The organism is Mesorhizobium sp. AR07 (assembly GCF_024746815.1).
Classification (GTDB): domain Bacteria; phylum Pseudomonadota; class Alphaproteobacteria; order Rhizobiales; family Rhizobiaceae; genus Mesorhizobium.
In genome coordinates, this window is record NZ_CP080525.1 from 2,750,746 (window position 1) to 2,764,274 (window position 13,529).

Genomic DNA, 13,529 nt, shown 5'->3' on the forward strand with positions numbered 1-13,529 from the left:
GCGACCGAAAGTGTCCCGATTGACATCATTCGAAAGAATTGGGACAATCCACATTCACCTGCTGGAGGCACCATGACCGACCCGATCATTGCCGTTCTCGCCTTCGATGGCATCAGCCCATTCCATCTCTCCGTGCCGTGCCTGGTGTTCGGCGAGGACCGGACATCCCTTGGCCTGCCGCGCTTCGATTTCCGCATCTGCGTGATCAAGGCCGGCCCGGTCCACACCGAAGCCGGTCTGACCGTTGCCGCACCGCATGGGCTCGAGGGCCTCGATGGCGCCGACATCGTCATCATCCCAAGCTGGCATCATCTCGACGCGCCGCCACCGCCGCCGCTGGTGGAGGCGCTGCGCCAGGCGCACCGGCGCGGCGCATTGATTGTCGGCCTGTGCCTCGGAACCTTTGCCATTGCCGCGACCGGGCTGCTTTCAGGCCGCCGTGCCGCGACGCATTGGGCCTATTCCGAACGGCTGCAAAAACTCCATCCCGACATCGCTGTCGATCCCACGGTGCTCTATGTCGACAATGGTGATGTCGTGACCTCGGCCGGCGTCGCGGCCGGCCTCGACTGCTGTCTCCACATAGTGCGCGCCCGCTATGGCGCGGAAGCAGCACTCCGGCTCGCCCGCCAGATCGTCCTTTCTCCCCATCGGCAGGGTGGGCAGGCACAGTTCATCGAGCATCCGGTGGCAAAAAGTGCTGCCGCCGACCGCTTCACCCAGGCCCTCGACGCCGTTCGCGCGACGCTCGGCGAGACGCACAGCCTGGACCGCGTCGCCGAAGCTGCCGGCCTGACACGGCGCACCTTCACCCGTCGCTTTCAGAAATCGATTGGCACCAGTTTCGGCGAATGGCTGACCAGCCAGCGGATCGAACTGGCGCAACGGCTGCTGGAAGCGACGGAGAAGTCGATGGACATGGTGGCCTTCGAGGTCGGCTTCGGCAGCGCCACGTCGCTGCGTCAGCATTTTTCGGCACGGCTCAAGACATCGCCGGCGCAATACCGGCGCGAATTCTCCAGACGGACCGATCAGGACCAGCACATGGCGCACGCCGCCTCAGTCTGATCTGTTCAATCCCGCTTGACCGCCCGCGCCGGATTGCCGACCACGGTGGTGTTGTCAGGTACGTCGCGCGTCACCACCGCGCCGGCGCCGACAATCGCGCCCTCGCCGATGCTGACGCCGCCAAGGATGATCGCGCTGCCGCCGATCCAGGCATCGGCGCCGATCTCGACTGGTCTCGCGATCTCCAGTCCCGCTTGCCGCCCGGCGGCTTCCTTGTGGTGCTCGGCGCAATAGATCTGCACATTGGGGCCGAGCAGCGTTCCCTTGCCGATGCGCACGCTTGCCGTATCGAGGATGGTGCAGCCGGCATTGAGAAAAACGCCATCACCGAGAACGATGTTGAAAGGCGCAGTGGAACGGCGCCTCGATGCGGGCGCCCTCGCCCACGCCGCCGAGCAGTGCCTTCAAGCCCGGCCCGAGGTTTCCGCGCTGCCATGGCGGCAGGCAATTGTGCTCGAACACCGCGTCGCGCGCCGTGTCGCGCAATGCCTCCAGTTCGTCGTCGAGGCAGGTGTACCATTCGCCGGCGGCCATCTTTGCGCGCTCGCTTCCAGCCATGACGGTGTCTCCTGTGACGTCCTCGCCAAAGCACAATTGCAGTTAAGGTGAAAGTGCCAGCGTTCCGACAACACCGGGCGCAAAAATCCATTCCGATTTTCCGAAGTCATGTGCTGGTCCAAGGCCCGGTCCATGCTAGCCTGCTCTCGTCAGGCTGTCCTGGCCCGGCGATGAGGGGATCAACCATGTTGTATATTCTCGCACTTCTGATCGGCGTCATTGCCGGCCTTCGCGCCATGACCGCGCCGGCCGCCGTCGCCTGGGGCGCCTATCTCGGCTGGCTGCCGGCCGCAAGCACCTGGGCCAGTTTCATGAGCCATTGGGCGGCTGTCGGCATCTTCACAATCCTGGCCATTGTCGAGCTGGTCACCGACCAGTTGCCGTCGACGCCGAGCCGCAAGGTACCGCAGCAGTTCGGCGCCCGCATCATCATGGGCGCCTTTACCGGCGCCGTCATCGGCGCAACGGGTGGCTCCACCATCGGCGGTCTCATCGCCGGCGCCATCGGTGCGGTCATTGGCACGCTGGGCGGCGCTGAAGCGCGCGGCCGGCTGGCAGCCGCCTTCGGCAAGGACCCGCCGGCCGCCTTCATCGAGGACGCCGTGGCGATCATTGGCGGCCTGCTGATCGTGGCTGCGGTGGCATGACGGCCAAAGCCTTCGACGCCATCGTCATCGGCGCAGGACAGGCCGGCCCTTCCCTGGCCGGCCGGCTGAGTGCCGCCGGCACGACCGTGGCGCTGATCGAGCGCAAGCTGGTCGGCGGCACCTGCGTCAACACCGGCTGCATGCCGACCAAGACCATGGTGGCCAGCGCCTATGCCGCGCACCTCGCCCGCCGCGCCGCCGACTATGGCGTGACGCCCAGTGGCCCCGTAGGCGTCGACTACAAGGCGGTCAAGGCGCGCAAGGACAAGGTGTCGAACGACGCCCGCACCAGGCTCGAAACCTGGATCGCCGGCATGGATCGATGCACGCTCTATCGCGGCCATGCGCGGTTCGAATCCGCCAACACGGTGCGCGTCGGCGACGACCTCTTGATCGCCGAGAAGATCTTCCTCAACACTGGCGGCCGCGCCTCGGTGCCCGATCTGCCCGGCATCCACGACATCGACTATCTGACCAATTCCTCGATGATGGATCTCGACGTGCTGCCGCGCCATCTCATCGTCGTCGGCGGCAGCTATATCTCGCTCGAATTCGCGCAGATGTTCCGCCGCTTCGGGTCGGAAGTCACCGTGATCGAGAAAGCTCCCAGGCTGACCGGCCGCGAGGACGAGGATGTTTCCAACGCTATTCTTTCCATCCTCGAAAACGAAGGCATTGTGGTCCATCTCGGCGTCGACGACAGCGCTTTCGCCAGACAGGGCAAGGACATTGCCGTGACCTTTTCCGCCGGCAAGCCGCCGGCGGTCGGCTCGCATGTGCTGCTGGCCCTGGGACGAGTGCCCAACACCGACGACCTCGGCCTCGACAAAGCCGGCGTCGAGATCGACAAGCGTGGCTTCGTCATCGTCGACGACCAGTTGCGCACCAGCGTGCCCGGCATATGGGCGATGGGCGACTGCAACGGCAAGGGCGCCTTCACCCACACCTCCTACAACGACTACGAGATCGTCGCCGCCAACCTGCTCGACAACGATCCGCGCAAGGTCAGCGACCGCATCGAGGCCTATGCGCTCTACATCGACCCGCCGCTCGGCCGCTGCGGCATGACTGAGGCCGCGGTGAAGAAATCCGGCCGCAAGGCGCTGGTCGGCCAGCGGCCGATGACGCGCGTCGGCCGCGCCGTCGAAAAAGGCGAGACGCAAGGCTTCATGAAGATCCTCGTCGATGCCGACACCAGGCAAATCCTCGGCTGCTCGGTGCTTGGCCCCGGTGGCGACGAGGCGGTACATTGCGTGCTCGACCTGATGTACGCCAAGGCGCCCGTCGACACGCTGGCGCGCGCCGTACACATCCACCCCAATGTCTCGGAACTGCTGCCCACCATGGCGCAGGAACTGAAACCGCTGGTGTGACGGCCTGCCACCATCCACTTTCCGAGCTCCTCCCTTTCTGCATTGCTGCATTGCAGCAATGGCGCTTGCAGACTGTGCATGGGTTCGCGCAGTCTCAATTTGAACCGATTCAGTCTGGACGCCCCATGCCGTTGCCGATCCTTGCGCTTGCCATTGCGTCCTTCTGCATCGGCACCACTGAATTCGTCATCATGGGCCTGCTGCCGGAGGTCGCCGCCGACCTCGGCGTGTCCATCCCTTCGGCCGGTCTGCTGGTCACCGGCTATGCGCTGGGCGTCGTCTTCGGCGCGCCTGTCGTCGCGATGGCCACCGCGCATTTGCCGCGCAAACCTGTACTGGTTGGCCTCGCCGCACTGTTCGTCGTCGGCAATCTGTTCTGCGCCATCGCGCCCAACTACTGGATGCTGATGGCCGCGCGCGTCTTCACCGCCTTCGGCCACGGCGCCTTCTTCGGCATCGGCTCGGTCGTTGCCGCCAGCCTGGTGCCGCGCAACAAGCGGGCCAGCGCCATCGCGCTGATGTTCGCCGGGCTGACGCTGGCCAACATCCTCGGCGTTCCCGCCGGCACCGCCCTTGGCGAAGCCTACGGCTGGCGCGCCACCTTCCTCGCCGTGGTCGGCATCGGCCTGATCTCGGTCGCTTGCATCGCCTGGCTGGTGCCATCCGATGTCACTGAGCCGAGCGGTGGCGGCCTGCGCGGCGAGCTGCGCGTGCTGCGCAAGCTGCAGGTGTGGCTGGCGATGCTGATCGCCGCCTTGGCCTCGGCCAGCCTGTTTGCCGTCTTCACCTACATAAAACCCTATCTGACCGACGTATCCGGCCTATCCACCTCGGCCGTCACCTGGGTGCTGCTGCTGTTCGGCGCCGGCATGACCATCGGCAACATCATCGGCGGCAGGCTGGCCGACTGGAAATTGATGCCGACGGTCATCGGCACGCTGCTGCTGCTGGCGCTGCTGTTTGTCGGCTTCACGCAGTTCGGCGCCATAGCAAGCGTCGCCATCGGCATCGTCTTCCTCTGGGGCCTGCTGATCTTCGTCGTCGTGCCGCCGCTGCAGATCCGCGTCGTCGAAGCGGCTTCCGAAGGGCCGAACCTCGCCGCCACGCTGAACCAGGGCGCCTTCAATGTCGGCAATGCCAGCGGCGCCTGGATCGGCGGCGTGGCCCTTTCCGCGGGCGTTTCCTACGCCAATCTGCCGCTGGTCGGCGCGGCACTGGCGCTGCTGGCGGTCACCGTCGCGGTGCTGTCGCAGACGCTGGATCGGCGCGCGTCTGGCGTCGCCGTTCAGGCTCCGGCGGAATAGCCTGTTGCGCCCATAGCGCGGCAGGCTGGACCAATCGACATCGACACCATCAAATGGGCATGTCTTCTCGCTCTTGATGGAGGAAAATCATGCAGAAATCGATCGAGCGCATCGCCGGCGAAAGCGAAGGCGTATCCTACGAATTTCCGGTGTTCCGCTTTGCCGGTGCGGACAAGGCCGCAGCTTCGGCCTACCTCCAGGCGGCGCTTCATGCCGGCGAGCTGCCGGGCGTCGTCGCCATCGACGCGCTGATGCCGATGCTCGACAAGGCAGAAGCCGAAGGCCGTATCAAGGGCGACATCACCGTCGTGCCCTGGGCCAACCCGATCGGCCGGGCGCAATATCATTTCGGCGAGCATCAAGGCCGCTTCCATCTCGGCACCCGCACCAACTTCAACCGCGGCTTTCCGCTGCTCGCCGCACCCGACACAGCGCTCTTGCCCGACACCACCCTTGGTTCCGTCGACCAGCGGCTGAAGAGCCGGCTGGTGCAGCTCTCCCTCGGCCACGACATCGTGCTCGACCTGCATTGCGACGACGAAGGCCTCGTCTATCTCTACGTCCATACCAGCCTGTGGCCAGCCATGGCCGACTGCGCCGCCGCCATGGGCGTCGATGCGGTGATGCTGTGGAGCGAAGACGCTGACGGCACCTTCGAAGGCGCCTCGATCATGCCCTACCAGAACGTGCCCGCCGATGTGGCGAAGCTCGACCGCCGCGTCGCCACCACTGTCGAATATCGTGGCATGCTCGATGTCGACAGCGCCTATGCCTCCGCCGACGCCGAAGGGCTCTACCGGCTGCTGGTGGCGCGCGGCGTGATCATCGACACAGCCCTGCCCGCGCCCGGTCCGTTCACCGGGATCGTCGCGCCGCTGGAAAACATCGAGATGATGCCGGCGCCCCGGGCGGGTGCCGTGCTTTACGACGTGAAGCCAGGCGACCGCGTCGCCAAGGGCGCACGGCTTGTCACCATCGTCCATGCACCGGGCGAAGCCGGTGGCCGCACCGAAGTCTTCGCGCCGCAGGACGGCATGATCCTGACCCGCCGCTCGCGCCGCATCATCCGCGCCGGCGAGGATCTCTTGAAACTGGTCGGCGACAGGAAGAGCGTCGACGCGCGGTCGGGGACGCTGGAGGACTGACTGGTTCCTCGCACAGCATGCCTTGGCGATTGGCGCAAACGCCCATCGCTTCGTCATCCACGGGCGGAGCAAGGAGCGCAGCGACGCAGCGCAGATCCGAGGATGACGAAGGCGGTGAGGCTTCGGCCAATCTCGAAGGTTGCAACAGTCCGCTGGAACGAACGATGACATCTAGACTGCCAACAGACCTCCCAACCAGTCAAACCCTGTATGCAGCGCTACCAGTCTAGCCTGAAATGGCCAGCCGCGCTTTCGCCTCCAGCCATTCGGCCATCTGCCGATAGGGCACAGGGCCGTGGCTGATGCGGGCGACACCCAGTTCCGCCAATCGCTGCCGCGGTGGGACATGCGCCAGCGCGATGATGTTGACCGGCAGCGCAATCGCCTTGCACAGCGCCTCGATCAAGCCTTCATCGCCAAGGCCCGGCGCAAAAAAGCCGTTCGCTCCCGCCTTTTCATAGGCATGCGCCCGCTCGATCGCCTGGTCGAGCAGTGCCCTGTCGTGCGTATCCGGCTTCGCCTTGAGGAAGATGTCGGTTCGGGCGTTGAGGAAGGCCGGGACACCCGAAGCCTTGACGGCCGCCGCTGCCGCTTCGATCCGCTTCACCTGCACCGCGATGTCGTACAGGCCAGTGCCGCCGACAACCTGATCCTCGAAATTGAAACCGATGGCGCCGGCCTGCACGGCAAGCGTTACCGTGCGGGCGACGGTTTCCGGATCGGTACCGTAACCGCCCTCGAGATCCATGGTCACGGGCAGGTCGACCGCCGCCACGATACGCTTGATGTTGCCGAGCGCCAGCTCCAGCGGGATTTTCTCGCCATCCGCGTATCCAAAGGCGGCCGCGACCGGCCAGCTTCCCGTGGCGATCGCCTTGGCCCCCGCTTTCTCGACGATCTTGGCCGAGCCCGGATCCCAGGCATTGTAGAGAACGATCGGGTTTCCCTTGACGTGGAGGGAATGGAACGTCCGCGCGCGGTCGATCTGCTCGGTCATGGGTATTTTTCCCGTCTTCCTGCTGTTGCCCATCTTCCTGCGGAGAATATCCAGCCTAGACGGCACCGCCAGCTCTGGCGATGTGCCATGAGCCCCGGAAGCGGCAGCCACCGAACAGACTTTTCAAATCTGTTGCGCATCGGGTTTTTCGCCGCTATGGATTTCGCCATGAACATGCGTTCGACCAAGACCATTTGGTGGTGGGCCTGCTGACAGCGGCCTGTTCGAACGCGTGCGCGTGAAAATAGAGGGTGGCCGCAACGGAATGTCCGGGCGGCCATTTGTTTTTTCCAAGCCAGTCCCGGGTCCCTTGCCCCAACAAGCTGATGGAGACGGCAATGACGATGAAGGTTCTGGAGAACGGCGCGGAAAGTTTCGTGACGGCGGGTGGCATCACCATCACCCGCGAGCGCCACGACCGGCCCTATGCGGGCGCGATCGATGCTTACGTCGATGGGTTGAACTCGCGGCGCGGTGCCGTGTTTTCCTCGAACTACGAATATCCAGGCCGCTACACGCGCTGGGACACAGCCATCATCGATCCGCCGCTGGTCATCTCGGCACGCGGCCGCGCGATGCGCATCGAGGCGCTGAACGGTCGTGGCGAGGTGCTGTTGCCGGTCATCGGCAAGACGCTTGCGGGCCTCGCCGATGTGACGGTCGCAGAGACGTCGAAAAAACTGATCCGCCTCGACGTCGCCAAATCCGGCCGTGTCTTCACCGAGGAGGAGCGCAGCCGCGTTCCTTCGGTGTTTACCGCGCTGCGCGCCATCACCGCTCTGTTCAAGACGGCGGAAGACGCCAATCTTGGCCTCTACGGCGCCTTCGGCTACGACCTCGCCTTCCAGTTCGACCCGGTCGACTACACGCTGGAGCGCAAGCCGAGCCAGCGCGATCTCGTGCTGTTCCTGCCCGACGAGATCCTGGTCGTCGACCATTATTCGGCCAAGGCCTGGACCGACCGCTACGAGTATGCGGGCGAGGATTTTTCGACCGAAGGCCTGCCGCGCGACGAAATCGCCGAGCCCTTCAAGAGCCCCGATCGCATTCCGCCGCGCGGCGATCACGAGCCCGGCGAATATGCCAACATCGTGCGCAAGGCGATGGACAGCTTCAAGCGCGGCGATCTGTTCGAGGTCGTGCCCGGCCAGATGTTCTACGAGCGCTGCGAGACGCAACCGTCCGAGATTTCGCGCAAGCTGAAGGCCATCAACCCCTCGCCCTATTCCTTCTTCATCAATCTCGGCGAAGGCGAATATCTGATCGGCGCCTCGCCGGAAATGTTCGTGCGCGTCAACGGCCGCCGCGTCGAGACCTGCCCGATCTCCGGCACCATCAAGCGCGGAGACGACGCCATTTCCGATAGCGAGCAGATCCTGAAACTGCTCAACTCGAAGAAGGACGAATCCGAGCTCACCATGTGCTCGGACGTCGACCGCAACGACAAGTCGCGGGTCTGCGAGCCGGGCTCGGTGCGCGTCATCGGCCGCCGCCAGATCGAGATGTATTCGCGCCTGATCCACACCGTGGATCACATCGAGGGGCGGTTGCGCGAAGGCATGGATGCCTTCGACGCGTTCCTGTCGCATGCCTGGGCGGTCACCGTCACCGGCGCGCCGAAACTGTGGGCCATGCGCTTCATCGAACAGAACGAGAAGAGCCCGCGCGCCTGGTATGGCGGCGCGATCGGCATGGTCAATTTCAACGGCGACATGAACACGGGCCTCACCCTTCGCACCATTCGCATCAAGGACGGCATTGCCGAGGTGCGCGCCGGCGCCACGTTGCTCTTCGACAGCATTCCCGAGGAAGAAGAAGCCGAAACCGAACTGAAGGCATCCGCCATGCTCTCCGCCATCCGCGACGCCAAGACAGGCAATTCCGCCAGCACGGAGCGCACCACCGCGCGCGTCGGCGACGGCGTCAACATCTTGCTCGTCGACCATGAGGACAGCTTCGTCCACACGCTGGCCAATTACTTCCGCCAGACCGGCGCCAATGTCTCGACCGTGCGCTCGCCGGTGCCGGAGGAAGTCTTCGACCGGCTGAAGCCCGACCTCGTCGTGCTGTCGCCCGGTCCAGGTACGCCCAAGGATTTCGACTGCGCCGCCACCATCAAGAAGGCGCGCGCCCGTGACCTGCCGATCTTCGGCGTCTGCCTTGGCCTGCAGGCGCTGGCGGAGGCTTATGGCGGCGAGCTCAGGCAGTTGCATGTGCCGATGCACGGCAAGCCCTCGCGCATTCGCGTCTCGAAGCCCGGCATCATCTTTTCCGGCTTGCCGAAGGAAGTCACCGTCGGCCGCTACCACTCGATCTTTGCCGATCCAGTGCGCCTGCCCGACGATTTCATCGTCACGGCCGAGACCGAGGACGGCGTCATCATGGCTTTCGAGCACCGCAAGGAGCCGATCGCCGCGGTGCAGTTCCACCCGGAATCGATCATGACGCTCGGCCACAATGCCGGCATGCGCATCATCGAGAACATCGTCGCCCACCTGCCGCGCAAGGCCAAGGAAAAGGCCGCCTGACAACCATGGCCGAAACCGAGAACACGATGGCGATCGCGGCCAAGGCCGCAGCGAAGCGCAAGGTCGCCAACCTTGCCTTCTGGTCGATCATCATTGCCGCAATCGTGCTCGGCCTGAAGCTCGCCGCCTGGTACATCACCGGCTCGGTGGCGCTCTATTCGGACGCGCTGGAATCGATCGTCAACGTCATTGCCTCGATCGCCGCCTTATGGGCGATCCAGGTCAGCCACAAGCCGGCCGACCAGGATCATCCCTTCGGCCATCACAAGGCCGAGTATTTCTCGGCGGTGCTGGAAGGCGTGCTGATCGTTCTCGCTGCGCTGCTCATCCTCAACGAGGTCTGGCGCTCCTGGGAGACACCGGCGCCCATGGAGAAGCCCTGGAACGGCCTCGCGGTCAACGGCGTCGCGACGGTGATCAATGCCTTCTGGGCCTGGACACTGATCCGCGCCGGCAGGGCCGAGAAATCGCCGGCGCTGGTTGCCGACGGCAACCACATCATGACCGACGTGGTCACCTCGATCGGTGTCTTCGGCGGCCTGGTGGGGGCGATTCTAACCGGCTGGCAGATCCTCGATCCGGCACTGGCCGTCATCGTGGCGCTGAACATCCTGTGGCAAGGCTGGCATGTCATCGGTTCGTCGATGAACGGCCTAATGGACCGCGCCGTCGACACGGCAGAACATATGCACATCCGCGACATCATCTCGGCCAACTGCAAGGGCGCGCTCGAGGTGCATGACCTGAAGACCCGCATTGCCGGCCGCGCCACCTTCATCGAGTTCCATCTGGTCGTCGATGCCGACATGTCGGTCGGCGCCAGCCATGTCATCTGCGACCGCATCGAGGACGCGCTGAAGGCCGAGATCCCCTCGGTGCGCGTCACCATCCATGTCGAGCCCGACGACGAGGCCAAGCTACCGAAGGGCACGACCGCCGTGCCGTTCGCATGAGGCGATCCGCCGTCACGACCTTGGAAAATTAGCCGAAGACTCTCGACTTCGTCATCCACGGGCGGAGCAGGAGCGAAGCTCCGCCATAGGATGACGAAGCGTTGGTGCTCACGGCGCGCAAGCCGACTGCGGCATCGGCTGCAGCCTATACACTTTGTCGTCGGACTTCGTCTTGCCGTCGGCGGCCTTCGAGCACAGGTCGACGATCGCCAGGCTGCTGTTGGGATTGGCCAGCATCATCGTGCCATTGGCGCCGCGCTTGAGGAAAATCTCCTTCTGCGCGATATCGCAGGAAAAATCGCTCATCTTCGAACTCGCAGCGCAGCGCCACTGGTCGGCCTCGCCCTGGCAGGAATAGGTCTGCGTGACCTTGGCCGATTTCTGCCGCGTGGTGACGGTTACGGCAATGTCGGCGCCGTCGGGCCAGTTGGCGGCATCGCCGCCCGAGGCGAAGGACGCCAGTTCCACCGGCCCGCGGAAAACCCGGATCGACTGCGTCAGCTGGTCGGGATGGGACGCCAGATGCGAGGCGTCATAGTCGCGGCCGTAGCAGAACGCCTGGTCCGGCTTCAGCCGCTCGCGCAGCGGGGGCCCCAGCGCCGGGTCGATCGGATCGATGCGCGCGAACTCCGCCTTACAGGTCGCGGCGGGCATCGGGTCGAGGCGGAAATTGTCGTCCTCCTTGCCGAGCGCCTGCCTGTCAAATTCCGCCGAACCCAGTTCCTCTTCCGAACCTGCATCGAGATAGATGTCGGGCTGCAGATCCGAGAGGATCAGCCGGCCCTTGTCGTCGACCTTGAGCGACGCCAGCGTCCGGTCGCAGTCCATGCCGCAATGGATCGGGCCCGATTTGCTGTCCTCGGACTGGTGATTGCACCAGCCGCCGGCCCATTCCGGCGCCTTGCCGCCGCGCACGGTGGTGGTGACGAAGGCATTGTAGGACGAGTCGGAACTCCCCGCCGGCTCCTCGTTCGGCCGGCTGACCGGATCATGGCCATAGTAGAAGAAGATCCGCGCCACCTTCTGCTTCGGATGCGCCTTGAGGTGCGCCGCGTCATAGACGCGGCCGAAACAGGCGTCCGCCCCGTTCGGACTGAGTTCGGTGAGCTTAAGCGCGTTATCGGCTGCGGCCGTGCCAGTCAGCAGACCGAGCAGCGCGACACTCGAGGCGCCGCGCGCCAATACCTTGCCCAACGCCATGTGACCCCTCCTCCGCATCGACAGGACGTAGCGTCAATTTATGCTAGTATTGCGGCCGCAGCCACGAAATTCGCGGCGAGCCGCCAAGCCAAGGAGGATGCGATGCGCCGGCGCGATATGTTCCGTGCGGCTCTTGCCGGAACCGGAACGCTTTTTGGCCTGCGGGCGGTGCAGGCCGCTGCGACGGAGCCCGCCAGGCAGAAGGTCGCCTATCATCTCAGCGATCTCGACAAGGTCAATTTCGTGCTCGGCAACATCAAGAACCACTATGAAGGCACCGGCGGCAATGTCGACATCGTGCTGGTCGTGCATGGTCCGGCCCTCGCCGCCTTCAAGTCGAAAGGCATATCGGCCGCGATTTCAGGCCGCTTCGCCACTCTGGTGCAGCAGGGGCTCAATCCCAATGCCTGCGCCAACACGATGCAAGGCATGGATATTTCCTTGACCGACCTGCTCGAAGGTTTCCATGCCGCCGACAAGGGCGGCGTCGTCAAACTCGCTGAACTGCAGGGCCAGGGCTATGCCTATCTGCGCCCCTGAGGCTTGAACATCCGGGCACCAAAGGCCTACGAAGGATCGGCAGAAATCCCGGAGGACAAGCGTGCCAGCCACCACCACACTCAGCATTCCCGATCTTGCCGGCAAGGCGGTGCTGGTCACCGGTGCATCGACCGGCATAGGCGCGGCCCTGGCGTCGGCCTACGCCGCGCAGAAATGCCGCGTGGCGCTGCACTACAATTCGAGCCGCGACGCCGCCGAGGCTCTGGCCAAGACCATTGCCGACAAGGGCGGCGAGGTGTTCCTCGTCCAGGGCGATTTCTCCGTTCCCGCCGATGTCGAACGCGTCGTCGAGGACAGCGCGCGGCATTTCGGCCGCCTCGACGGGCTGGTCAACAATGCTGGCGGCATGCTCGGCCGCGTGCCCTATGCCGAGCAGACCGAAGCACACTACGACGCAGTGATGGACCTCAATGCACGGTCGGTGCTGACCGCTTCGCGCAAGGCCATCCCATGGCTGAAGAAACAGGGCGGCTTCATCGTTAACACCTCGTCGATCGCCGCGCGCAACGGCGCCGGCGGTGGTGCCGGGCTTTACGGCTCGGCCAAGGCTTTCGTCTCCAACGTGACGCGCGGCATGGCCAAGGAGCTGATCGGCTTCGGCATCCGCGTCAACGCGGTGGCGCCCGGCACCATTCTCACGCCGTTTCACGAGCGCTATTCGACCGACGAGCAGATGAAGGGCATGGTCGCCACCATTCCGCAGGGGCGTGCCGGCACCGCGCAGGATTGCGTCGGCGCCTACCTGTTCCTCTCTTCCGATCTTCTGAGCGGCTACATCACCGGCCAGGTGATCGAGGTGAATGGTGGCCAGTTGATGCCTTGAGCGGCTATCTGCATACTGGCGATCTGCATGTCTTGTCGGAAACCTTGAAGGGAGACAACGGAATGTATGGACTGATCGGCAAGATGCGGGCGGCGCGCGGCCAGCGCGACGCGATCATGGATGTGCTGCTGACCAGCACCGGCGCCCTGCCGGGCTGCCTGAGCTACATCATCGCCCGCGACCCCGCGGATGCCGATGCGATCTGGGTCACCGAAGTGTGGACCGATGCAGAAAGCCACAAGACGTCGCTGCAGCTTCCGGAAGTCCAGGCGGCGATCGCCAAGGCGCGGCCGTTCATCGCCGGCTTTGAGTTCCAGGTCGAAACCCACCCCGTCGGCGGCTTTGGCCTCGCCGATGGCAAGACTGGCTGAG

Annotated in this window: 12 protein-coding genes and 1 pseudogene; 10 read left to right on the plus strand and 3 right to left on the minus strand. The window is 64.7% G+C overall.

Annotation, left to right across the window (positions count from 1 at the left end):
* The first annotated feature begins 72 nt into the window (after positions 1–72).
* Entirely contained in the window at positions 73–1,068 is a 996-nt protein-coding gene (locus tag BPNPMPFG_RS14125; protein ID WP_258596033.1) for a GlxA family transcriptional regulator, read from the plus strand.
* A 5-nt stretch (positions 1,069–1,073) separates the two neighbouring features.
* On the opposite strand, the pseudogene BPNPMPFG_RS14130 reads toward BPNPMPFG_RS14125, so the two are convergent.
* A pseudogene (locus BPNPMPFG_RS14130) lies at positions 1,074–1,626 on the minus strand (sugar O-acetyltransferase).
* Between the two features lie 185 nt (positions 1,627–1,811).
* On the opposite strand from BPNPMPFG_RS14130, the gene BPNPMPFG_RS14135 reads away from it, so the two are divergent.
* From BPNPMPFG_RS14135 to BPNPMPFG_RS14150, 4 genes are all read left to right on the plus strand, one after another.
* Complete coding sequence (locus BPNPMPFG_RS14135) at positions 1,812–2,273, plus strand: DUF4126 domain-containing protein (RefSeq protein WP_258596034.1); 462 nt, start codon at positions 1,812–1,814, stop codon at positions 2,271–2,273.
* On the plus strand, positions 2,270–3,646 hold the full coding sequence (locus BPNPMPFG_RS14140) for an FAD-containing oxidoreductase (RefSeq protein ID WP_258596036.1): 1,377 nt from the start codon (positions 2,270–2,272) through the stop codon (positions 3,644–3,646). The genes BPNPMPFG_RS14135 and BPNPMPFG_RS14140 overlap by 4 nt, the downstream gene beginning before the upstream one ends.
* Before the next feature lie 125 nt (positions 3,647–3,771).
* Complete coding sequence (locus BPNPMPFG_RS14145; protein ID WP_258596038.1) at positions 3,772–4,950, plus strand: MFS transporter; 1,179 nt, start codon at positions 3,772–3,774, stop codon at positions 4,948–4,950.
* 89 nt (positions 4,951–5,039) lie between these two features.
* Complete coding sequence (locus BPNPMPFG_RS14150) at positions 5,040–6,095, plus strand: succinylglutamate desuccinylase/aspartoacylase family protein (protein ID WP_258596040.1); 1,056 nt, start codon at positions 5,040–5,042, stop codon at positions 6,093–6,095.
* 226 nt (positions 6,096–6,321) lie between these two features.
* Here BPNPMPFG_RS14150 and BPNPMPFG_RS14155 read toward each other — a convergent pair whose 3' ends face one another.
* The gene (locus BPNPMPFG_RS14155; protein ID WP_258596041.1) at positions 6,322–7,092 is read right to left on the minus strand and encodes an isocitrate lyase/PEP mutase family protein; all 771 of its coding nucleotides are present in this window, start codon (positions 7,090–7,092) and stop codon (positions 6,322–6,324) included.
* Between the two features lie 338 nt (positions 7,093–7,430).
* Here BPNPMPFG_RS14155 and BPNPMPFG_RS14160 point away from each other — a divergent pair, with 338 nt between their 5' ends.
* Together BPNPMPFG_RS14160 and BPNPMPFG_RS14165 are read left to right on the plus strand one after the other, a co-directional pair.
* A complete protein-coding gene (locus BPNPMPFG_RS14160) occupies positions 7,431–9,620 on the plus strand; it encodes an anthranilate synthase (protein ID WP_258596043.1) in 2,190 nt (729 codons plus the stop codon).
* Positions 9,621–9,625: 5 nt separating this feature from the next.
* Positions 9,626–10,573, plus strand: coding sequence for a cation diffusion facilitator family transporter (locus BPNPMPFG_RS14165; RefSeq protein ID WP_319945992.1), 948 nt, complete (start codon positions 9,626–9,628; stop codon positions 10,571–10,573).
* Between the two features lie 108 nt (positions 10,574–10,681).
* Here the strand turns inward: BPNPMPFG_RS14165 and BPNPMPFG_RS14170 are convergent, their stop codons facing one another.
* Entirely contained in the window at positions 10,682–11,773 is a 1,092-nt protein-coding gene (locus tag BPNPMPFG_RS14170; protein ID WP_258596044.1) for a hypothetical protein, read from the minus strand.
* Positions 11,774–11,875: 102 nt separating this feature from the next.
* Here BPNPMPFG_RS14170 and BPNPMPFG_RS14175 point away from each other — a divergent pair, with 102 nt between their 5' ends.
* The 3 genes from BPNPMPFG_RS14175 to BPNPMPFG_RS14185 all read left to right on the plus strand — a co-directional run bounded on the left by BPNPMPFG_RS14175 (position 11,876) and on the right by BPNPMPFG_RS14185 (position 13,528).
* Positions 11,876–12,313 carry a DsrE family protein gene (locus BPNPMPFG_RS14175; RefSeq protein WP_258596045.1) on the plus strand — a complete coding sequence of 146 codons (438 nt, stop codon included), beginning with the start codon at positions 11,876–11,878 and terminating at the stop codon, positions 12,311–12,313.
* A gap of 61 nt (positions 12,314–12,374) precedes the next feature.
* Positions 12,375–13,157 (plus strand): SDR family NAD(P)-dependent oxidoreductase, encoded by a 783-nt coding sequence (locus BPNPMPFG_RS14180; protein ID WP_258596046.1) that lies wholly within the window; start codon positions 12,375–12,377, stop codon positions 13,155–13,157.
* Positions 13,158–13,219: 62 nt separating this feature from the next.
* Positions 13,220–13,528, plus strand: coding sequence for a putative quinol monooxygenase (locus BPNPMPFG_RS14185; protein WP_258596047.1), 309 nt, complete (start codon positions 13,220–13,222; stop codon positions 13,526–13,528).
* Position 13,529: the final 1 nt, after the last annotated feature.